This is a genomic window from Brachybacterium sp. AOP42-C2-15 (genome assembly GCF_052377065.1).
Classification (GTDB): domain Bacteria; phylum Actinomycetota; class Actinomycetes; order Actinomycetales; family Dermabacteraceae; genus Brachybacterium.
The window spans coordinates 16,929-37,673 of sequence record NZ_JBQSWK010000034.1; the positions used below are offsets into that span (position 1 = coordinate 16,929).

At 71.1% G+C, this 20,745-nt stretch carries 22 protein-coding genes; 9 read left to right on the forward strand and 13 right to left on the reverse strand.

Annotated features, from left to right (window positions below):
* Positions 1–26: 26 nt before the first annotated feature.
* Both ACT3SQ_RS15620 and ACT3SQ_RS15625 read left to right on the forward strand, forming a co-directional pair.
* Positions 27–1,127 (forward strand): S-(hydroxymethyl)mycothiol dehydrogenase, encoded by a 1,101-nt coding sequence (locus ACT3SQ_RS15620; protein ID WP_441444327.1) that lies wholly within the window; start codon positions 27–29, stop codon positions 1,125–1,127.
* Positions 1,124–1,744 carry an MBL fold metallo-hydrolase gene (locus ACT3SQ_RS15625; RefSeq protein WP_441444326.1) on the forward strand — a complete coding sequence of 207 codons (621 nt, stop codon included), beginning with the start codon at positions 1,124–1,126 and terminating at the stop codon, positions 1,742–1,744. The genes ACT3SQ_RS15620 and ACT3SQ_RS15625 overlap by 4 nt, the downstream gene beginning before the upstream one ends.
* 480 nt (positions 1,745–2,224) lie before the next feature.
* Here the strand turns inward: ACT3SQ_RS15625 and ACT3SQ_RS15630 are convergent, their stop codons facing one another.
* Genes ACT3SQ_RS15630 through infC form a run of 5 tightly spaced genes read right to left on the reverse strand, consistent with a single transcriptional unit; the run spans position 2,225 to position 6,610 of the window.
* Entirely contained in the window at positions 2,225–4,354 is a 2,130-nt protein-coding gene (locus ACT3SQ_RS15630) for a cytochrome c oxidase assembly protein (protein WP_442332014.1), read from the reverse strand.
* Complete coding sequence (locus ACT3SQ_RS15635; RefSeq protein ID WP_442332015.1) at positions 4,351–5,295, reverse strand: TrmH family RNA methyltransferase; 945 nt, start codon at positions 5,293–5,295, stop codon at positions 4,351–4,353. The genes ACT3SQ_RS15630 and ACT3SQ_RS15635 overlap by 4 nt, the downstream gene beginning before the upstream one ends.
* A 29-nt stretch (positions 5,296–5,324) precedes the next feature.
* Positions 5,325–5,705: a 50S ribosomal protein L20 gene (rplT, locus tag ACT3SQ_RS15640; protein WP_096802603.1), complete on the reverse strand. Its 381-nt coding sequence runs from the start codon at positions 5,703–5,705 to the stop codon at positions 5,325–5,327.
* Positions 5,706–5,763: 58 nt separating this feature from the next.
* Positions 5,764–5,958, reverse strand: a complete 195-nt coding sequence (gene rpmI, locus ACT3SQ_RS15645; RefSeq protein WP_441444323.1) for a 50S ribosomal protein L35 — start codon at positions 5,956–5,958, stop codon at positions 5,764–5,766.
* 25 nt (positions 5,959–5,983) lie between these two features.
* A complete protein-coding gene (gene infC / locus ACT3SQ_RS15650) occupies positions 5,984–6,610 on the reverse strand; it encodes a translation initiation factor IF-3 (RefSeq protein ID WP_442332021.1) in 627 nt (208 codons plus the stop codon).
* Positions 6,611–6,917: 307 nt separating this feature from the next.
* On the opposite strand from infC, the gene ACT3SQ_RS15655 reads away from it, so the two are divergent.
* A complete protein-coding gene (locus tag ACT3SQ_RS15655; protein WP_442332016.1) occupies positions 6,918–7,904 on the forward strand; it encodes a hypothetical protein in 987 nt (328 codons plus the stop codon).
* A gap of 202 nt (positions 7,905–8,106) precedes the next feature.
* Positions 8,107–8,415, forward strand: a complete 309-nt coding sequence (locus ACT3SQ_RS15660; RefSeq protein ID WP_441444339.1) for a DUF1844 domain-containing protein — start codon at positions 8,107–8,109, stop codon at positions 8,413–8,415.
* Positions 8,416–8,615: 200 nt separating this feature from the next.
* Here the strand turns inward: ACT3SQ_RS15660 and ACT3SQ_RS15665 are convergent, their stop codons facing one another.
* The 7 genes from ACT3SQ_RS15665 to ACT3SQ_RS15695 form a co-directional block, all read right to left on the reverse strand.
* Positions 8,616–9,503, reverse strand: coding sequence for an SseB family protein (locus ACT3SQ_RS15665; protein WP_442332017.1), 888 nt, complete (start codon positions 9,501–9,503; stop codon positions 8,616–8,618).
* Complete coding sequence (priA, locus tag ACT3SQ_RS15670; protein ID WP_441444320.1) at positions 9,500–10,234, reverse strand: bifunctional 1-(5-phosphoribosyl)-5-((5-phosphoribosylamino)methylideneamino)imidazole-4-carboxamide isomerase/phosphoribosylanthranilate isomerase PriA; 735 nt, start codon at positions 10,232–10,234, stop codon at positions 9,500–9,502. Before priA ends, ACT3SQ_RS15665 begins: the two co-directional genes overlap by 4 nt.
* A 153-nt stretch (positions 10,235–10,387) precedes the next feature.
* Positions 10,388–10,546, reverse strand: coding sequence for a hypothetical protein (locus ACT3SQ_RS15675; protein ID WP_441444319.1), 159 nt, complete (start codon positions 10,544–10,546; stop codon positions 10,388–10,390).
* Complete coding sequence (gene hisH, locus ACT3SQ_RS15680; RefSeq protein WP_441444318.1) at positions 10,543–11,238, reverse strand: imidazole glycerol phosphate synthase subunit HisH; 696 nt, start codon at positions 11,236–11,238, stop codon at positions 10,543–10,545. Before hisH ends, ACT3SQ_RS15675 begins: the two co-directional genes overlap by 4 nt.
* On the reverse strand, positions 11,235–11,867 hold the full coding sequence (locus ACT3SQ_RS15685; protein ID WP_442332018.1) for a hypothetical protein: 633 nt from the start codon (positions 11,865–11,867) through the stop codon (positions 11,235–11,237). Before ACT3SQ_RS15685 ends, hisH begins: the two co-directional genes overlap by 4 nt.
* Positions 11,867–12,505, reverse strand: a complete 639-nt coding sequence (gene hisB, locus ACT3SQ_RS15690; RefSeq protein WP_444601364.1) for an imidazoleglycerol-phosphate dehydratase HisB — start codon at positions 12,503–12,505, stop codon at positions 11,867–11,869. The genes ACT3SQ_RS15685 and hisB overlap by 1 nt, the downstream gene beginning before the upstream one ends.
* Positions 12,502–13,635 carry a histidinol-phosphate transaminase gene (locus ACT3SQ_RS15695; RefSeq protein WP_444601365.1) on the reverse strand — a complete coding sequence of 378 codons (1,134 nt, stop codon included), beginning with the start codon at positions 13,633–13,635 and terminating at the stop codon, positions 12,502–12,504. Before ACT3SQ_RS15695 ends, hisB begins: the two co-directional genes overlap by 4 nt.
* 207 nt (positions 13,636–13,842) lie before the next feature.
* On the opposite strand from ACT3SQ_RS15695, the gene ACT3SQ_RS15700 reads away from it, so the two are divergent.
* On the forward strand, positions 13,843–14,235 hold the full coding sequence (locus ACT3SQ_RS15700) for a DUF3054 domain-containing protein (protein ID WP_444601366.1): 393 nt from the start codon (positions 13,843–13,845) through the stop codon (positions 14,233–14,235).
* A 99-nt stretch (positions 14,236–14,334) separates the two neighbouring features.
* Here ACT3SQ_RS15700 and hisD read toward each other — a convergent pair whose 3' ends face one another.
* Positions 14,335–15,672, reverse strand: coding sequence for a histidinol dehydrogenase (hisD, locus tag ACT3SQ_RS15705; protein WP_444601367.1), 1,338 nt, complete (start codon positions 15,670–15,672; stop codon positions 14,335–14,337).
* Positions 15,673–15,774: 102 nt separating this feature from the next.
* Here hisD and zupT point away from each other — a divergent pair, with 102 nt between their 5' ends.
* From zupT to ACT3SQ_RS15725, 4 genes are all read left to right on the forward strand, one after another.
* Positions 15,775–16,602, forward strand: coding sequence for a zinc transporter ZupT (zupT, locus tag ACT3SQ_RS15710; protein WP_444601368.1), 828 nt, complete (start codon positions 15,775–15,777; stop codon positions 16,600–16,602).
* A 133-nt stretch (positions 16,603–16,735) separates the two neighbouring features.
* Positions 16,736–17,950: a hypothetical protein gene (locus ACT3SQ_RS15715; protein WP_444601369.1), complete on the forward strand. Its 1,215-nt coding sequence runs from the start codon at positions 16,736–16,738 to the stop codon at positions 17,948–17,950.
* A 143-nt stretch (positions 17,951–18,093) separates the two neighbouring features.
* Positions 18,094–20,322 (forward strand): NADP-dependent isocitrate dehydrogenase, encoded by a 2,229-nt coding sequence (locus tag ACT3SQ_RS15720; protein WP_441444310.1) that lies wholly within the window; start codon positions 18,094–18,096, stop codon positions 20,320–20,322.
* Between the two features lie 213 nt (positions 20,323–20,535).
* Positions 20,536–20,745 (forward strand): alpha/beta fold hydrolase (locus ACT3SQ_RS15725; RefSeq protein ID WP_444601370.1); only part of this gene is annotated, 210 nt, incomplete at its 3' end.

A 20,745-nucleotide genomic window follows, 5' to 3' on the forward strand; every position in this document is an offset into this window, starting at 1 on the left:
AAACCCCGACCTCGAAGGAGGCCAGCATGACCTGGACCGTGAAGGGCGTCGTCGCCCGCAGTGAGAAGCAGCCCGCCGAGCTGCTCGACATCGTGATCCCCGACCCCGGCCCGAACGATGTCGTGGTCGACATCGAGGCGACCGGCGTCTGCCACACCGACCTCGCCTACCGCGACGGCGGGATCAACGACGAGTTCCCCTTCCTGCTGGGGCACGAATCCGCCGGCCGCGTCTCCGTGATCGGTGAGAACGTCACCCACGTGGAGGTCGGCGACTACGTGGTGCTGAACTGGCGGGCCGTCTGCGGGCAGTGCCGTGCCTGCAAGAAGGGCGTACCGCAGTACTGCTTCGACACCCACAACGCCTCCAAGCCCACGACCCTCACCGACGGCACCGAGCTCACCGCGGCGCTGGGCATCGGCTCCTTCGCGGAGAAGACCCTGGTCCATGAGGGACAGTGCACGAAGGTCTCCGAGGACGCCCCTGCCGAGGTCGCCGGCCTCCTGGGCTGCGGCGTGATGGCGGGCATCGGCGCCGCGATCAACACCGGCGCCGTGCAGCGGGGCGAATCCCTCGCGGTGATCGGTCTGGGCGGCGTGGGCTGCGCCGCGATCGCCGGGGCGAAGCTCGCCGGCGCGACCACGATCATCGGGCTCGACGTCGACGAGAAGAAGCTCGCCGCCGCGAAGGAGCTGGGCGCCACCCACACCGTGCTCACCCAGGGCCTCTCCCCCCAGCAGGTGGCCGAGAAGGTCCAGGAGCTCACCGGCGGCTTCGGCGCTGACGTGGTCGTGGACGCCGTGGGCATTCCGCAGACCTACGAGACCGCCTTCTACTCCCGAGACCTCGCCGGCCGCGTGGTGCTGGTGGGCGTGCCGCGCCCGGGGGTGGAGCTCACCCTGCCGCTGCTGGATGTCTTCGGCCGGGGCGGGTCGCTGAAGTCCTCCTGGTACGGGGACTGCCTCCCCGAGCGGGACTTCCCGTATCTCATCGACCTCTTCCTGCAGGGACGACTCCCCCTGGACCGCTTCGTCACCGGTCGCACCGACCTCGCCGGGGTCGACGGCTCCCTGGATGCGCTCCACGAGGGCGACACCCTGCGCACCGTGGCGGTGATCGGCCGATGACCGCCCGGCTCGCGCACGCCGTCACCTCGGGAACCTTCAGCCTCGACGGCGAGACCCATCAGGTGGACAACAACGTCTGGGTGCTCGGCGATGACGAGCAGTGCGTGGTCTTCGATGCCCCGCATGATCTCGACACCGTGCTCGATCTGGTCGGCAACCGGGAGTGCGTGGGCATCCTGCTCACCCACGCCCACGACGACCACGTGCGGATGGCCCCCGAGCTGTCCGAGGCGCTCGAGGCACCGATCCTGCTGAACCCCGCGGACCGCGAGGTCTGGCAGCTCACCCATGGCGACCTGCCCTGGGACGACGACGTCGCCGACGGCGACATGTTCACGATCGCGGGGGTGAACCTCGAGGCGCTGCACACCCCGGGCCACTCCCCCGGCTCGACCTGCTACTACTCCGAGGAGCTGGGCGCCGTGTTCACCGGCGACACCCTGTTCCAGGGCGGTCCCGGTGCCACCGGGCGCTCCTTCTCCTCCCGGGAGACGATCGAGGAGTCCGTGCGGGAGCGGCTGTTCGCGCTGCCCGAGGACACGGTGGTGCACACCGGCCACGGCCCCGACACCACCATCGGCACAGAGAAGCGGGCGGCCCAGGGCGACTGGCTCTGAGTCCCGCACTGACGGGCCCTCGCTGAGCTGACCCGGCTGAGCACGGGAGCGGCGGCGATCATCTCCGGACGATCGCCGCCGTTCTGCGTCGGGCGCGCGTGCATCCGAGCTCTGTCTGCCCTCGCGTCAGCGGTGCTCAGCGTCTCCGCAGCTCCGTGCGGACGACGTCATGGACCCGCCATCGGTGCGCGGGGCATGCCGTTCGATGTCCTCGAATCCGGCACCCTCCTACGCGCTGTTCGCCCGGATGTTGAACGCGGCGACGCTCAGCACGATGCGATCAGGCATCTCCGAGCGACGGGGCTGCTGCAGCCCGGCGGCGAGGAAGGCGGAGCCGCGGCCGCAGCCCGTGAGATCCGGGTGCAGACCCAGGCTGATCTCACAGGCCTCACCGTCCTCGGTGGGGTCCGCGCTGACGAACCCGGGCCGCGTCGAGAGTCATGGGGCTGAAGCGGAGGACCCGACCCCGCGCATCGTGGCTCATGCGGTCTGCGGGCCGTTCGTGGGAGGGGTCCCCTGTTCAGCGGACGGCCGGACCGCCTCGCCGTCGGCCGCGTCCCCGCGCTCAGCGCAGCCCGCCTCGTCGGCGTCAGCGACGGACGCGACGCCGGACTCCGCTGTGGCCGCCGGCTCCTCCGCCGGGTCCAGATCGCTCTCACCCCGCAGCTGCGCCAGATAGGCGTTGTAGGCCGCGAGCTCGGCGCCGCCGTCCCGCTCCGCCTTGCGGTCGTACTGGCGGGCCCGGCGATCGTCGGACTTCATCCACATCGCCGCGACGATGATCGCGTAGCCGACGGTCGGGACCTCCGAGATCGCCCACATGATGGTGCCGCCGCGCACCTGGATCAGCTCGAGCCGATCCAACGGGTACATCCCGAGCTGGGTGTACCAGTCCTCCGCGACCAGCCAGGTCGCCGAGACCATGGCCACCCCGAAGAAGGCGTGGAACGCGAGGGTGACCAGCAGGGTGATCAGTTTCAGCACCGGGTTGATCGGCTTCTGGGAGGGGTCGACGCCGATCAGCACCCAGGCGAACAGGTAGCCGGAGGCGAGGAAGTGCACCGTCATCAGCAGATGCCCGACGTGGTGCTCCATGGCCAGCTCGAACAGGGGCGAGAAGTAGAAGACGATCAACGAGCCCACGAAGAGGAACCCGGCCACCGGCGGGGAGGAGACCAGCCGGGAATAGCTGGAGTGCAGAGCGGCCAGCACCCATTCGCGCACGCCGCGGGAGCCGTCGGTGCGGGGCGCGACCGCGCGGGACAGCAGCGTGACCGGGCCGCCGAGCACCCACAGCGGCGGCACGATCATCATCATCGCCATGTGCTGGATCATGTGCGCGTCGAAGCGGAACTTGCCCCAGGCCGCAGCGCCGCCGTTCATCACCCAGGCGAAGGCGAGACAGCCCGCCAGGAAGCACGCGGTCCGGATCCACGGCCAGACATCCCCGCGACGGGTCAGACGCACCACGCCGGTCACGTACAGGCCGGCCATCGTCACGGCCAGGGCGAGAGCGATCCAGTCGGGCTGGAACACGGTGAACAGGGTGCCGGGCGAGAACTCGCGCTCCGGCGGGAGGTAGCCCACCAGGGCCAGGACCCGCAGCTCCCCCACGGCGGGGATCTCCTGCGGGACCGGCGGAGCGGAGCGGCCCAGGGCGATCGACGCACCGATCACCGCGGCCATCACCAGGCCCTCGGTCGCGACGAGGTGACGGAATCGGATCCGCTCCCCCAGCCGTCGCCGCTGCAGAGCACCCAGCACGGCGAGAGTGAGCAGGCCCAGCGCCTTGATCAGCACCACCCGGCCATAGCCGGTGGTGAGCAGCTCGGACCAGTGGGACATCCGGATCCACGCGCTGATCAGCCCGCTGAGCGCGAGGGCTGCCACGGCCGCCAGCGCCCAGGGCGAGAACCGGCGGATCGCGGTGGCCATCTGCGTCTCGTCCATGCGGGCATCGAGCAGGAAGAGCACCAGCAGCCCCCCGGCCCAGACGCTGACCGCCACCAGGTGCACCGACATCGCATTGACGGCGTTGATGTGGTCGAGGCTGGAGCCGGCATGCCCGGCGAGCCCCAGCGCGGCGGCGCCGACCCCGGCGAAGGCCAGCCCCCAGCTGGCCAGCACCGTGGAGCGCGCGAGCGCATAGGCGAGAGCGGACAGCGCCGCGAAGACGGTGATGCTCAGCTGGATCCGGCCCAGCTCACCACCCATCGCCACGTCCCAGAGGTTGAGGTCGCTGCCGGCGCCGGTGGCTTCCAGTCCGACCAGCGGGATCAGGGCGAGGGAGGCCGCCGCCCACAGCAGCGCTCCCGCGGCGCCGAGGCGCACGGTCCGGCGGCGCAGCGGATCCAGGGTGGTCACTTGGCGGCGACCGGGACCCGGCAGCAGCAGCACTGCGGTTCCACCGGCCCCGATGGCGAGCAGCAGGCCCAGGTGGTGCAGTGCACGTACGACCGGCAGGCCCCAGGTGACCAGCGGAGAGGCGGGGACGAGTTCGGCAGGGGCGAGGGCTCCGGTGGCTGCCATGCCCGCCAGGGCGGCGGCGACGGTGAGGAGCAGGAGGATAGGAAGTGCGAGGGCGCCGGCGCGCTGGGAGACGGCGTTCATGCCCCTGCCTGTCGGCGCCGGAGCGTCTCGAAGAGGCAGACGGTCGCGGCGGTGTGGACGTTGAGCGATTCGGCGTGCCCGGCCAGGGGGATCCGCACGGTCAACGGGGCGGCGGCGAGGGTGGCCTCGTCCAGGCCGCGTGCCTCGTTGCCGAAGATCCAGGCGATCCGCGCGGGAAGCGCCGCGGTGAAGAGCTCGGAGTCGGCGTACCCGCTGGTGGCGGCGGCGGCGATGGAGGTGGCGGCGAGCTGCGCGAGCACGTCCTCGATCTCGGCGCCGGTGAGCACGGGGAGGTGGAACAGGCTGCCGACGGCGGCGCGCACCGCCTTGGGTGCGTAGGGGTCGGCGCTGGTGCGGGTCAGCAGCACCAGGTCGGCGCCGGCGGCGTCCGCCGTGCGGATCAGGGTGCCGACGTTGCCGGGGTCGCGAACCTCGTGGAGCACTGCGACGGTGACGGGACCCTCGGGTGGCAGCGCGCCCAGGGCTGCTGCGGCGGCCGACGGGTCCTCGGCGGGCAGGGCGCCGACGGCGACGACCCCCTGCGGGGAGACCAGGGAGCCTGAGGCACCGGCAACACCGGCAGTACCGGAGGCACCGAGTGCTTCCGGGGCGCCGGGGGCGTCCGTGGCCCCCGCTGAGCTGGTCGCTGCGGTGTCACGGACCAGGGCGCGCAGGATCTGCTCATCGACGGTGCGTACGGGTACCCCGGCGGCGCGGGCCAGCTCGATCAGCTCGGGGTGGCCCGTGGCCGCACGCTCGGTGAGGAAGACCTCGAGCGCCAGCTCGGGGCGATGCGCCAGCAGCGAGCGGACCGACTGCGGCCCCTCGACCCGGAACCTGCCCTGCTTACGACGTGCAGAGCGCCCGGTCAGCGCCGCCACCTTCTTCACCCGCTCGGAGCGGGCAGAGGTGAGCGGAGACTGATCCGGGCGCTCAGGCATTGCGGTTCTTCGCAACAGATGCCGCGATGTCAGGCTGCCGGGGCGTTGACGTCCTCGGGGAGGGCGTTCTTCGCGACCTCGACCAGGGCGGCAAATGCCGGGGCGTCGTTGACGGCGAGCTCTGCGAGCATGCGGCGGTCGACCTCGACGCCGGCCAGGCCGAGGCCCTGGATGAGGCGGTTGTAGGTCATGCCGTTGGCGCGGGCCGCAGCGTTGATGCGCTGGATCCAGAGCTGACGGAAGTTGCCCTTGCGCTTCTTGCGGTCGCGGAAGTTGTAGGTCTGCGAGTGCAGCACCTGCTCCTTCGCCTTGCGGTACAGGCGAGAGCGCTGACCGCGGTAGCCGCTGGCCTGCTCCAGGATTTCCCGACGCTTCTTATGGGCGTTTACCGCCCGCTTCACGCGTGCCACGTGATACTCCTTCGATCGTAAATTCAGGGGCGCGGGAGCAGTGCTCCCACGTGGGCGATCAGCGGCCCAGCAGCTTCTTCATACGCTTGACATCGGCCTTGGCGACAGAGGTGTCGTTGCCGAGACGGCGCTTGCGGGTGGAGGACTTGTGCTCCAGCAGGTGGCGGGCGTTGGCCTTCTCGCGCATGAGCTTGCCCGAGCCGGTGACGCGGACGCGCTTCTTGGTACCCGAGTGGGTCTTGTTCTTCGGCATCTGCCTGTTCTCCTTGTGACGTTTCTCAGGACTCGGCGCTGGTGTCGGCCTCAGCCGTGGGAGCGGACTTCTCGTCCTCGCTCCGAGCAGCAGCCTTCTCAGCATCGGTCTTGCGCTTGCGGGCCTCGGCCATGGCCTGGGCCTTCTTCTTGTGAGGCCCGAAGACCATCACCATGTTGCGGCCGTCCTGCCGCGGATGCGACTCGACGAAGCCGTAGTCGGCGACGTCCTCGGCCATACGACCGAGAAGCTTGACGCCCCTCTCGGGACGGGACTGCTCACGACCACGGAAGCGAATGATGACCTTGACCTTGTCGCCACCGTCAAGGAACTTCTCAACATTGCGGCGCTTGGTGTCGTAGTCATGGGTATCGATCTTCAGGCCCATACGGATTTCCTTCTGGACCGTGTTCGCCTGGTTCTTGCGCGACTCACGGGCCTTCAGGTTGGCTTCGTACTTGTACTTGCCGTAATCCATCAGACGCGCGACCGGCGGATTCGCGCCGGGCGCGACCTCGACGAGATCGAGGCCTGATTCCTGTGCGAGACGCAGGGCGTCCTCGACACGGACCTCACCGACCTGCTCGCCGGCGGGCCCGACCAGGAGGACCTTGGGGACCCTGATCTGACCATTGATGCGCTGTTCGCTGATGTTGGCTCCTCACCTTGATTCGAGTCGGAAGACGACGAAAGCCCCCGCATTATCATGCGGAGGCCCCAGGTGCACGCGCCACAGCGCGGTACAGGCATTGCTGCCTGACTGCGATACTGACCCAGCAGCTGTGCGCTCGCGGGCCGGAAGGCTCACGGGCTGATCGCCACGAGGTGGGAAGGGACTCCACTTGAAGGAACTGAAGACGAGGGTCTCGACCTGTTCCAATCGTCTATCCTAGCAGGAGTGCGGCCGCAGTCCAGGTGATGTGCGTCGCGCCCGCATGCTGCGACAACAAGGAGTGCTGGTGGAGACCGACCGCGATGCGTCCGGCGGGGACGACCTCCCCGGTCGTCCCGTCCCCAGCACGCCCTCCCCCGAGTCCCATGACTACGGCTACGGGCAGACACCGCTCGATGCCGCGGGAACCGGCGGTGCTCGCGCCGCCGACTCCGGAATCGCGGAGGACGATGCACCCTCCGCAGCATTCGACGCGGATGAGGCACCCGCCGCCGACTTCTCCGCCGGCGAGGAGACCTCCGCCGCGGTACCCGGGGCCCCCGCCGACAGCGGCACCGGGCAGGTCCCCGCCACCGGCATCCGGCCGGTGACCGCTCTGCGCACGGCGCCACGAGCAGTGCTCCGTCCTGTTCCCGAGGGATTCCCCACGCCACCGCCGCGGCCGGCCAGGCCCAACCGTCGGCCTGCGCCGCCGAAGGAAGCCCTGCCCGCCGGGAGGAGCCGGCGTGGCCTGCTCATCGCAGGGATCTCGGTGATCGCCGTCCTGCTGCTGGTGGTCATCGTCGGTGGCGGGGTGCTCGCCTTCCGGGCGCTCTCGCCCGCCGCACCCGCAGCCGGTTCGTCGGCCCCGTCGGCGCCCGCGACCGGGACGGCGCAGGATCCAGCCGGCCCCGGGCAGGTGCAGATCGGCGAGGTGACCATCACGGAGGTGAGCACCGAGATCGGTGTACGCAAGGTCGGCACTCCGGGCTCGACCATGGAGCCCGAGGGTGAATACATCGTCGTGATCTTCGAGGTCGAGAACCCGCGCGACACGAGCGTGGACATTGCAGAGCTGGTGGAGCTCGAGGCGGGCGACGGCCAGACCTACGCTCCCGACTCAGACGCGAGCGCGAACTTCGTCGCGGACAGCCGACCCTTCGGAGTGGTCTCCCCGGAGAGCACCGCCACCTTCCACAAGGTCTACGACGTCCCCATCGGCACCCAGCCCACCGGCCTGCACTTCACTTTCAGCATGGTGGACGAGGCCGGGACCCTTCCTCTGGGAAGCTGATCACCGCCCCACACCACCACCCCGCGCGCCCGCACCGGGCGTGCACCACCGACCACGAAGGATCTCTGCAGACGTGAACGATCACCAGCACCACGACCACTCCGACCACGCGAACCATGCCGGCCACGCCGACCATGCGGACCATGCGGACCATGCCGGTCACGCCGAGGCTCCCGCCACGGGCGCTGAGGAGCTCCGCGATATCGCCGACGTCGCCGCGGTGGAGATCATCACCTCCGCCTGCGTGCACCTGCTGAGCGCTGCGGCCGTGAAGGTCGGGCTCGCGGAGGACGAGGAGACCGGTCAGTACCAGGACCTCGACGAGGCCCGGAAGCTGATCAACGCCCTGGCCGGTCTCGTGACCGCCGCGGCTCCGGAGATCGGCAACGAGCATGCCCGCTCGCTGCGTGACGGCCTGCGCTCGCTCCAGCTGGCCTTCGCCGAGGCGCTCCCCTTCCCGGACGCCCCCGGTGAGGCGCCGGGCGAGAAGTACACCGGCCGCGTCTCCTGACCTCGAGGGTTCCTGACCACGCGTCGTCGACCGCGAGTGCGTCGTGCCTGGAACGCGAAGAGTTGCAAGGGGTTCCCGGGAGCTGCGGGGGCCCGGGCCCCTGGGGTTTCTGGGAGCCCCGCTGGGCCCGGGGAGTTCCTAGAAGCCCGCACGGCCCGGGGAGACCCTAGGAGTCTGCAGGGCTCGAGGAGACCCTGGGGTCAGGAGCCGAGGACGAGGCGGAGCGAGCTGATCCGCTCGGCGACCAGCTGCTCGGCGCCGAGGCGTGCCGTGACCTCATCGACTGCCTGACGCACCGCGGGCGCGGTGAGCCCGGGCCGCAGTCGGAGCTGGAGATCCACCTCGGCCCGTTCCCCGGCCCGCGCGGTCAATGCGAGCACCTCGTCAGAGGAGTCGGAGGCAACCCTGTCCAGCACCTCGGCCAGCTCGGGATCCTGGTGCGGAGGGATCCACTCCCTCCCCTGGGCCAGCGCCCACAGCACCGAGCGCGGCAGCAGCACCGGTCCGCCCTCCGCCGCCGGCGTCGCGGGGTCGAGGAGCAGGGCCGTGCAGCCCTCCTGCACCGCTGCCTGCGCAGCCTGCGGGGCGATGACCGGCACCGGCCTGGCGTCGGAGCGCCAGGCGGCGAGGGCCGCCACCGAGGTGAACAGCGGCAGCACCGTCGTGCCGTCGGGCGCCGTGATCGAGACCATCGCCATGTCGGCGCCGTTGTCACCGGTGAGCCCGTGGACCGTGGTCCCGGTCTCGGTGGCGACCGCCATGATCGGCACCAGCACCCGGGCTGCGGCGAGGGCGGAGACCAGCCCCTGCCGGTGGGGATCCTGGCCGGCCCGATGCGCGGCGAGGGCCGCGGTCACTGCCGCGGGTGCGCTGCCGTCATCTGCGGGAAAGGGGCTGACCGTGTAGTCCCGTCCCTCCCAGGAGACTCCGGCGGTGTCCGTCAGCGGGGACTTCTCGCGGAAATGGGCGGGCAGCGTCCGGTGGATCTGCTCGGTGCGGTCGGCAGGCTCCGCCGACGCATCGGGCAGGGCCCCTTCCGGGGCCCCGGCCGGGGACCCTGAACGGTCGTGATCCTGCGCCGGGCTCATGGGCGGCCCGCGACGTCGAGCGCCTCGCCCATCGTGAACGCCTGCGCGTACAGGGCCTTGCCGACGATCGCGCCCTCGACGCCGGCCGAGACCAGCTCGCGCAGGGCGCGCAGGTCGTCGAGGGAGGAGATCCCGCCCGAGGCGACCACCTTCGCCTCCGTGCGCGAGCACACTTCGGCCAGCAGCTCGAGGTTGGGTCCGCGCAAGGTGCCGTCCTTGGTGACGTCGGTGACGACGTAGCGCTGGCAGCCGGCCTCGTCGAGCCGCTCGAGGGTCTCCCAGAGGTCGCCGCCGTCGCGGGTCCAGCCGCGGGCCGCCAGAGTGGTGCCGCGCACGTCGAGGCCGACGGCGATGCGGTCGCCGTGCTCGGCGAGGATCTCTGCGGTCCACTCCGGGTTCTCGAGCGCAGCGGTGCCGAGGTTGACGCGGCGGCAGCCGGTGGCGAGCGCCGCGGCGAGCGACTCGTCATCGCGGATCCCGCCGGAGAGCTCGACGTTCATGTCGACGGCTGCGACCACCTCGGCGAGCAGTGCGGCATTGGTGCCGCGGCCGAAGGCGGCGTCGAGGTCCACCAGGTGCAGCCAGCTCGCGCCGCCCTCCTGGAAGGTCAGTGCCGCGTCCAGCGGGGCACCGTAGGCGGTCTCGGTTCCGGCCTCGCCCTGGACGAGCCGGACGGCCTGGCCGTCCTGGACGTCGACGGCGGGGAGCAGCTCGAGCACGGGAGCGGTCATGGGGTGTCTCCTGGAAGCGGTGGTCGGGCGACGGCCCGGACGGTGGTGAAGTGGTCTCAGAAAAAAACGATCTCAGGGGAAGTGATCTCGGAGGAAGTGATCCCAGAGAAAGGGTTGGCGCAGGTGCAGCGGAGCCGGATGAGGGTCTCCGGCTCAACCGGTCTGGATGCGCCAGATGGAGATGCCGAAGCAGATCAGTCCGAGCAGCAGCAGGCCGACGCTCGACCACCAAGGCTTCTTCGAGCGGTAGAACGACCAGGCGCCGCCGAGCAGCATGCCGCCGGCGAACAGGGTCAGGAACGCGACCATCATGAGACGGTCTCCCTCTCGTAGCGCGGGAGGGTGCGGAGCCAGTTGGCCAGCAGCTTCGCTCCGGCATCGCCGGACTTCTCCGGGTGGAACTGGGTGGCGGTGAGCGCACCGTTCTCGACGGCGGCGATGAAGCGGTCGCCCCCGTGCTCGGACCAGCTCACCTTGGGTGCGGCGAGCGAGCCGATCTGCTCCATCTCCCAGCGCCGCGCGGCGTAGGAGTGCACGAAGTAGAAGCGCTCCTCGGTGATGTCCTCGAAGAGGGCGGTGCCCTCGGCGGCATCGACGGTGTTCCAGCCCATATGGGGCACGACCGCCGCCTCCAGGCGGGTCACCTCTCCGGGCCACTGTCCCAGCCCGCGGGTGCGTTCACCGTGCTCGGCGCCGGTCTCGAACATGACCTGCAGACCCACGCAGATGCCCAGGACCGGGCGGCCCCCGGCGAGGCGCCGCTCGATGATGCGGTCCCCTCCGACGGCCTTGATCTGCTCGAGGGTGGCGGCGAAGGCGCCGACCCCGGGGACGACCAGTCCATCCGCGGTGAGCGCGCGGTCACGGTCCGCGGTCAGCTCGACCTCGGCTCCGGCCGCCTCGAGCGCACGAACCACGGAGCGCACATTGCCGGAGCCATGATCGAGCACCACCACATGGGCTGCGGGGACCGGGGCGGCGCTGGGGGCGGTCTCTTCCGTCACTTGCGCTTCTTCCCGGAGGCGATCCAAGCGAGCGCCTCGGAGCGGCTCAGGGCGGACGGGTCCAGCCCCTCCCCCAGCTCCTCGAGGGTGGTCGCGCCCAGCAGCAGCTCCTCGACGAGGTCGTCGACCGCACCGAGCACGATCGCGGGCGAGATGTCCTCGCCCCGCTCGCCGTTCTTGTACCGGGTCGCCGTCATGCGGTCACCGCGGCGCCAGAACAGCACGATCCCGTTGCGCTGCAGGGCGGTCGAGGCGATCGCGGCGAGATCATGAGCGGCGGCCTCGGCGAGCGGACCGATCGCGATCGCGCCGGTGCTGCTGTCGTGGGTGCGGGTCCCGACGGGGATGTCGATCCCGTCGGTGCGGGCCTCCCGGCCCAGCCGCACCACGCCTGCCAGCGCCTTCGCGGAGGCGACGGAGGTCGCGATCACCGCGACGCTGGGCACCTCTTCCTCGCCCGTGGTGTCGGTGAGCACGTCCTCGACGGTCAGCGGGGCATCGTCCTCGAGGGAGATGCCTTCCATGAGGCGTGCGAACTCCGCGTCGATGTCATCGGCGGGACGGCCGGATCCCTCCGGCTGCTCTCCGGGACGGTCCTGACGCGGATCCTCGGGATCGACGGCGCTCATCACAGTGCTCCCTTGGTGGAGGGGACGTCCAGGACGCGGTCGTCGTACGCGCACGCAGCACGGAGCGCGCGAGCGAGGGCCTTGAACTGGGCTTCGACGATGTGGTGGGGATCGCGGCCCTCGATCAGCCGGATGTGCAGGCAGATCGCGGCGTGGTGGGCGAGGGACTCGAAGACGTGACGGGTCAGCGAGCCGGTGAAGTGGCCCCCGATGAGGTGAGTGGCCTGGGCCTCGCTCTCCCCCGAGTGCACGCAGTAGGGCCGGCCGGAGAGGTCCACGACGGCCTGGGCGAGGGACTCGTCCAGCGGGACCAGCGCGTCGCCGAAGCGCGCGATGCCCCGCTTGTCGCCGAGGGCCTCGCGCAGCGCCTGGCCGAGCACGATCGCGGTGTCCTCCACGGTGTGGTGGGCGTCGATGTGCGTGTCACCGGTCGCCTTGACGGTGAGGTCGAAGCGGGCATGGGTGGCGAGCGCCGTGAGCATGTGGTCGAAGAAGGGCACCGTGGTGGAGATATCGACCTGGCCGGTGCCGTCGATGTCGAGGGTGAGCTCGATCGAGGACTCGCGGGTGGTGCGGCTGAGGGTCGCGGTGCGCGACGGGCGGGCGGCGGCGCTGGGCGTGTTGGGCGTGCTGGTCATCGGGGGTCGGCCTCCTCGAGGGCGGTACGGAATGCGGCGTTGTTCTCCGGCGTGCCGATCGACACGCGCAGCCAGCCGGCGGGGCCGACGGCTCGGATGAGGACTCCGCGCGCGAGAAGCGCCTCGAACACGGAGTCACGGTCGGAGAAGCTGCGGAACAGGATGAAGTTCGCATCGGACGGTGCCACCTCGTGGCCGCGCGAGGCAAGGTGCTCGGCGAGCGCATCACGCTCGGTGCGCAGCAGCGCGACCTTGCCCAGCAGCTCCTCACGGTGAGCGAGGGCGGTGCGGGCGACCGCCTGGGTGACGGCGGAGAGGTGGTAGGGCAGGCGCACCACTCGCACGGTGTCCACGATCGCGGGATCGGCGATCAGGTAGCCGAGCCGGGCGCCGGCGAGTGCGAAGGCCTTGGACATGGTGCGGGCCACCACCAGGTTCTGGTGCCGCCCCAGCAGCGTGAGCGCGCTGGGGACGCCGTCCCGGCGGAACTCCCCGTAGGCCTCGTCGACCACCAGCAGGCCCCGGGTCACTGCGAGCGCGGTCGCCGCCGCCTCGACGACGTCGAGATCGAGCGCGGTGCCGGTGGGGTTGTTCGGGCTGGTGAGCACCACGATGCTGGGCCGGTGCGCGGCGATCGCCGCGGTGACCGCCTCCGCGGTGAGGGTGAAGTCGGGGGCGGGGCCGCGCTCGGCGGTGACCCAGTCGGTGTAGGTGTCCCGCGCGTACTCGGGGTACATCGAGTAGTGCGGGGTGAAGCCCAGCGCGGTGCGGCCGGGGCCGCCGTAGGCCAGCAGCAGCTGGTGCATGATCTCGTTCGACCCGTTGGCGGCCCAGACGGCGTGGGCGTCCGGCGCGGGGATCCCGGATTCTGCGGCGAGATAGGCACCGAGGTCGGCGCGCAGGTCCAGCGCCTCCCGATCCGGATACCTGTTCAGGCCCACGGCGGCCTCCGCCGCGGCGCGGCCGATCGCGGCGGCGAGCTCCGGCGAGGGGCCGTAGGGGTTCTCGTTGACGTTCAGCGCATGCGCGACCTCGAGCTGGGGAGCGCCGTACGGGGCGGCTCCCGCGATGCCGTCCCGCGGGGCGGGCAGCACGGAGCTGTCGAGGGTCGGAGCAGGGTTCACGGACATGGCCTCCATGGTAGTTCGCACCGGCTGCTGGCGACCGTGTCGTCCGCTCGCTGAGGTGTCCCATGCCGACGACAGGCGCTGCAGGTGCCCGGCGGCACGTGTGACGCCGTTCCCCGCGGGCATGGCGGCATTCCCTGCGGCGTGGCGCCCTTCACAGAGCGGGCGGCGACGACGGGCGCCTCCGGGGTCCGTCAGTATCCTGGGGCGATGTTCCGTTCCCTGGGTGCCCTGGTCGGCGACCTGCTGGTCGTCCTGCTCTTCGTCGCGATCGGCTTCGTGCAGCACGGCACGCCGCTGACCATACAGAACCTCTTCCTGGTGGGCTGGCCGTTCGCCCTCGGAGTGCTGCTGGGCCATCTCGCGATCCGGGCCTGGCGCGCGCCCTTCCGGATCTGGCCGCATGGGGTGTTCGTGTGGGGCATCACGCTCGCGACCACGATGGCGCTGCGCACCCTGTTCACCGCTGGGACCGAGGTGTCCTTCATCATCGTCACCGCCGTGGTGACCGGCGTGCTGATGCTCGGCTGGCGTGCGGTGGCGCTGTACGTCACCCGCCACGAGCGCACTCCGCAGCCGGTCGAACTCACCTCCGGACGCTGATCACCGGGGTGATGCCCCGGCCCTCAACGGGCCTCGACGTCGTCAGGGGGGTCTCGTCAGGGTGGTCACCGGCACTGCCGGCAGCTCCGCCGCGGGGAGTCAGTCCGCGAAGCGGATGTCGATCGCCGCGCCGTGAGCCGGCAGCCCTTCCGCATCGGCGAGCGTGGTCGCCGCCGTGCGGGCACCCTTGAGAGCGTCGCGGTCGTAGTGGACCACGTGGATGCCGCGCAGGAAGGTCTGCACGCCCAACCCGCCGGTGAAGCGTGAGGTGCCGCCGGTGGGGAGCACGTGATTGGACCCGGCGGCGTAGTCGCCGAGGCTCACCGGGCTATGGGGTCCGACGAAGACCGCACCGGCGTTGGTGACCCGGGCGGCGACGGCGGCGGCATCGGCGGTCTGGATCTCGAGGTGCTCAGCACCGTAGGCGTCGACCACCGCCAGCCCCTGCTCGAGGTCGTCGACGAGCACCACACCGCTCTGCTCACCACGCAGCGCCTCCTCGATGCGCGCCTGATGCGCGGCGGCGGGAACCTGGATCGCGAGCGCGGCCTCGACCGCGTGGGCCAGCTCGGCGGAGTCCGTGACCAGCACGCTCGCGGCCAACGGGTCATGTTCGGCCTGGGAGATGAGATCCGCCGCGACGAAGGCGGGGTCGGCATCGGCGTCGGCGAGGATCGCGATCTCCGTCGGCCCGGCCTCGGCGTCGATCCCGACCTGCCCGCGCACCAGGCGCTTGGCGGCTGCGACATAGACGTTGCCGGGACCGGTGACGAGATCCACGGCCTCCAGGCCACGGCCGTCACCCAGATCCTCGGCACCGTGCGCGAGCAGCGCGATCGCCTGGGCGCCGCCGACGGCGAGCACCTCGGTGACCCCCAGCAACGCGCAGGCCGCAAGGATCGTCGGGTGCGGGAGGCCGCCGAACTCCTTCTGGGGCGGCGAGGCGAGCACGATCTGCTCCACTCCGGCGATCTGCGCCGGCACCACGTTCATCACGACCGAGCTGGGCAGCACGGCTCGCCCGCCGGGCACGTACAGTCCGACTCGGCGCACCGGCACCCAGCGCTGGGTCACGATGCCCCCGGGCACCACCTGGACCGTCTCGTCGGGCCTGGACTGCGCAGAATCGACGGCACGCACCCGGGCCGCGGATTCCTCCAGAGCGGCGCGGATCTCCGGAGTGAGCTCGGTGAGCGCGCGCTCCAGCTCCTCCTTGGGGACCCGCAGATGCTCCGGCCGCACCCCGTCGAAACGTTCGGAGGCATCGCGCACCGCGGCGGCACCCCGCGCGGCGACGTCCTCGACCACCGGGCGCACGGCCGCGACCGCGGACTCGACGTCCAGTTCGGCTCGCGGCAGCGCCGCGGTGAGCTCGGCCGCACTCAGGCGCCGCGCGCGGAGGTCGATCACGGAGAGGAACGGGGCGGGATCAGGCATGGCGTCAGTCTAGAAGGGCGGCGGGGACCGGGCATGTTCTGCCCATCCCACGGAAGGACCTCCCTCCCGGATCGACCCGGTCGCAGGGTTACAGTCGTCCTCGTGCTCGTCGCCTTTCTCCTCACTCTCGTCGCCGGTGGCGCCACCAGCATCGGTGCCGCCCTCGGAGTGCTGGGGCGCGGCACCAACGTGAAGGTCCTGGCCGGCGGTCTCGGGCTCTCCGCCGGGGTCATGCTCTACGTCTCCTTCATGGAGCTGCTGCCCGAGGGCATCCGGGTGCTCTCCGGGGGCGAGGCCGATGCCCGCGGCACCGCCTTCGCCGTGCTCGCCTTCTTCGTGGGCATCGCACTGATCGCCGTGCTCGACCGGCTGGTCCCCAGCGCGGTCAGCCCCCACGAGTTCGCGGGCCGGATGGACGGCAGCCACGGTGCAGACGAGCACCGCGCTCCGGACGAGCAGGCCGCCGATCTGGCCCTGCGCGCCCGCCTGCTGCGCACCGGCACCGTCACCGCCCTGGCCCTCGCGCTGCATAACGTGCCCGAGGGCTTCGCGACCTTCGTGGCCGCGCTGCAGGCGCCTGAGGTCGCGATCCCGGTGGTCGCCGCGATCGCCCTGCACAACATCCCCGAGGGTCTCGCCGTCGCGGTGCCGGTGCGTCGGGCCACCGGCTCCCGGGCCAAGGCCTTCTGGCTCGCATCCATGACCGGACTCGCCGAACCCGTCGGGGCGGTGCTCGGATTCCTCCTGCTCTCTCCCCTGCTCAGCGGGGATGCCATGGGAGCGATCCTGGCCGGCGTGGCCGGAGTCATGGTCTTCGTGTCCCTCGACGAGCTGCTGCCGGCGGCGGAGGAGACCGGCGAGCACCACACCGTGATCTATTCACTGGTGGCCGGCATGGCGGTCATGGCGGTGACGCTGCTGGTGCTGTGAGGCGGGCGCGTGCTGTGGATCGGGCTGGTGCGGTGAATCGGGGCGCGCTCCGGTACGTTCTCCCCAGCACCGAAGACGGCCATGCGGAGGCACCGGCCTGAGGTGGAGGGTCGGGGGACCGGAAGGGGACACGATGGTCACGGCGGAGGGTCGGGGCGACACGGAGAAGAGTCGTCCTCTGCCGCGGCGCCATAGGGCGAGTGCGCTCGCCACCGGGCTGCTGATCCTCTCGCTCGGCGCCTGCGATGCCCTCCCTGCGCTGCCCGGAAGCGGCCCCTCCACCCCGGATGCGCCGTCGACTGCCGCGGAGCCGATGGACCCCGAGCAGGTCATGAGCACCGCGAGCACGGCGACGGACCCGTCCTGGCTGTGCCGTCCCGGCGAGGAGGACAGCCCGCTGCCCGCCTCGACCGAGGGCGGGGTGCTGACCCCCGAATCGATGAGCACCGAGGGCAACGACCTCACGCTCACGGGACCGTTCCGCCACGCGGCGGACCACAGTTACACCGGCTTCGTCCCCGAGGGGGTGCTGCTGCCGGCCCATCCGGAGAACCGCGGCGTCCCCGCGCCGGGGTACGACGGCGAGCTGGGCGTCGAGGGCGCACCGGTCCCGCCGATGGTGGTGCGCGAACGCGTCGAGATCGCCGCAGCGGAGGGCGAGCCGGCCCCGTCGGCCGCCACCGCACACCTCACTCTGGGCACCTGCGACGACGCGCCCCTGCCCGACGGCCAGTTCCTGCTGCGACTCAGCGGAGGCGGGATCGACGGGCCGGGCCGCGGGACGGACGACTCCGGCTGGAGGGCGAGCGAGGATGTGCTGGTCGACGTGGTGGGCGGCCGGCTGAAGGTCGTGCCCGGTGCGATCAGCGCCCCGACCGGCGAGGTTCCCGTGGATCTCTCGCAGTTGGCCTGCCGTGCGCCGCTGGAGGCGGTGGGCGACGGCGACGGCCTGACCGTCGATGTCGAGGATCCCACCACCAGCGTCTCGACCCTGGTCCCGGAGGACGAGCCGGGAACGGCCATCACCGCGAAGGTCACGGTCACGGCGCAGGAGCTCGGCACCCGCGCCCTGCTGCAGGGAGTTGTGGTGGTCGATCCCGCCACGGGCACGGTGGTGACCGGCGCCCGCAATGCGACGGACGTCGGCCTGCAGTGGATCGACGAAGACGGGGTGACCCGCGTCGATCGCGCCTGGGTCAGCCGCTCCACCTGCGGCCGCGGCGCCCTCTCCCCCGGCTCCTACCGGGCGCATGGCTTCGCGGTCACGGTCGATGCGGAGGGTGCGACCCAGATCGTGCTCTCGGACCCCTGGGAGGTCGAGGTCGTCGACGAGGAGCCGGCCGCCTGAGACCCAGGTCCCGGAGCCGAGCGGACGAGCACCATCTCACGTACCGTGGAGGCATCCTGATCGATGGGGCGGGCCGAGCCCGTCGTCGATTAGTCTTGACGTCAAGACAAATGCCGCACCGACCCGAGGGAGCACCGCGACACATGGCGCGCATCATCTACACCCACACCGACGAGGCGCCGATGCTGGCGACCGCATCGTTCCTGCCGATCCTCGATGCCTTCTCGGACACGGCCGGGATCGACGTCACCACCCGTGACATCTCCCTGGCCGGCCGCATCGTCGCGGCCTTCTCCGACCTCCTGCCCGAGGACCAGCGCGAAGCGGATGCTCTCGCCGAGCTGGGCGAGCTGGCGAAGGCACCGGACGCCAACATCATCAAGCTGCCCAACATCTCCGCCTCGGTCCCGCAGCTGAAGGCCGCCGTCGCCGAGCTGCAGGCCCAGGGCATCTCCCTGCCCGACTTCCCCGAGTCCCCCTCCACCGACGAGGAGAAGGACGTTCGGGCCCGCTACGACTCCGTCATGGGCTCGGCCGTGAACCCGGTGCTGCGCGAGGGCAACTCCGACCGTCGTGCCCCCGCCGCGGTGAAGAACTTCGCCAAGGCGCACCCGCACCGCATGGGCGCCTGGAGCAAGGACTCGAAGACCTCCGTGGCCACGATGGGCCAGGACGACTTCCGGGCGAACGAGCAGTCCGTGGTGCTCGAGGCCGCAGACACCCTCTCGATCGTGCACATCGCAGCCGACGGCACCGAGACCGTGCTCAAGGCCTCCCTGCCGGTGCTCGCCGGTGAGGTCGTCGACTCCACCGTGATGCGCGTTGCGGCGCTCGAGGCCTTCCTGCGCGAGCAGGTCGCCACTGCGAAGGAGCAGGGTGTGCTGTTCTCCCTGCACCTGAAGGCGACCATGATGAAGGTCTCCGACCCGATCCTGTTCGGTCACGCCGTGCGCGCCTTCTTCCCGACCCTGTTCACCCAGTTCGGTGACCAGCTCGCTGCGGCCGGCCTGTCCCCCAACAACGGCCTGGGAGGAATCCTCGCCGGGGTCGAGGGCCTCGAGGAGACCGTTCGCGCGGGCGTCAAGGCCGCGATCGAGCAGGACCTGGCCGACGGCCCGGACCTCGCGATGGTGAACTCCCACAAGGGCATCACCAACCTCCACGTCCCCTCCGACGTGATCGTGGACGCGTCGATGCCGGCGATGATCCGTACCTCGGGCCACATGTGGAACAAGGACGACGCCGAGCAGGACACCCTCGCGGTGATCCCCGACTCCTCCTACGCGGGCGTCTTCCAGGCGACCATCGCGGACTGCCAGCAGAACGGCGCCTTCGACCCGACCACGATGGGCACCGTCCCCAACGTGGGCCTGATGGCGCAGAAGGCCGAGGAGTACGGCTCGCACGACAAGACCTTCGAGGTCGCGGCCGACGGCCGCATCGAGGTGCGGGACGCCTCCGGCGCCGCGCTCATGACCCAGGAGGTCGCGGCCGGCGACATCTTCCGGGCCTGCCAGGCCAAGGACGCCCCGATCCGCGACTGGGTCCAGCTCGCGGTGCGCCGCTCGCGCGAGTCGGGCATGCCCGCCTTGTTCTGGCTCGACGAGTCCCGCGCCCATGACCGCAACCTCATCGCCAAGGTCGAGAAGTATCTGGCGGAGGAGGACACCGAGGGTCTGGACATCCAGATCATGTCCCCCATCGAGGCCACCGAGCACACCCTGGCGCGGGTGCGCCGCGGCGAGGACACCATCTCGGTCACCGGCAACGTGCTGCGCGACTACCTCACCGACCTGTTCCCGATCATGGAGCTCGGCACCAGCGCCAAGATGCTCTCGGTCGTGCCGCTGATGAACGGCGGCGGCCTGTTCGAGACCGGCGCCGGCGGCTCCGCCCCGAAGCACGTCCAGCAGCTCATCGAGGAGGACTACCTGCGCTGGGACTCTCTCGGGGAGTTCCTGGCACTGGCCGAGTCGCTGCGCCACCTGGCTCGTACTGCCGGCAACGACCGCGCCCGCGTGCTCGCCGACGCCCTGGATCGCGCCACCGAGACACTGCTCAGCGAGGGCAAGTCCCCGCAGCGCAAGCTCGGCAGCATCGACAACCGTGGCAGCCACTTCTACCTGGCGATGTACTGGTCCCAGGAGCTGGCGCAGCAGAGCGAGGACGTCGAGCTGGCCACGGCGTTCGGTCCCATCGCGAAGAAGCTCACCGACAGTGAGCAGACCATCGCCGAGGAACTGCTCGCGGTGCAGGGCAAGCCCGCGGACATCGGCGGCTACTACCGCCCCGATGCCGAGAAGATCGCTGCGGTGATGCGCCCGTCGGCGACCTTCAACCGGATCCTCGAGGAGATCTCGGCGGCGCTCTGAGCCCGCTGGTTCCCTGAGCCCCGCAGACCAGACGCCGGTCCGGACCGCCCTGTGCGGACCGGGCCGGCGTCCGGCGTCTGCAGCCCGACCTGCGGCGAACCCTGCGACGCGATCCGCGATGCACCCTGCGGCGTGACCCGCAGCGCCGCTGCTGCCTGCGTACTCTGGGGCGCGCGGAGCAGCGTGCTCCACCCCGCCCGAGAAAGGCCTGCCGTGCCCGTCATCCCCTCCCCCGTCGATGGCATCGACTTGCGCTATGACGTGACCGGCTCCGGCCCGGCGCTCGTGCTGCTGCACGGCTCGGTGCTCTCCCGGGCGATCTGGCGGGGCCTCGGCTATCTCGCGCCGCTCGCCGCCGAGCACACCGTGATCCGGGTGGACATCCGCGGCCACGGACGCTCCGGGGCGCCGCACGACCCTGCC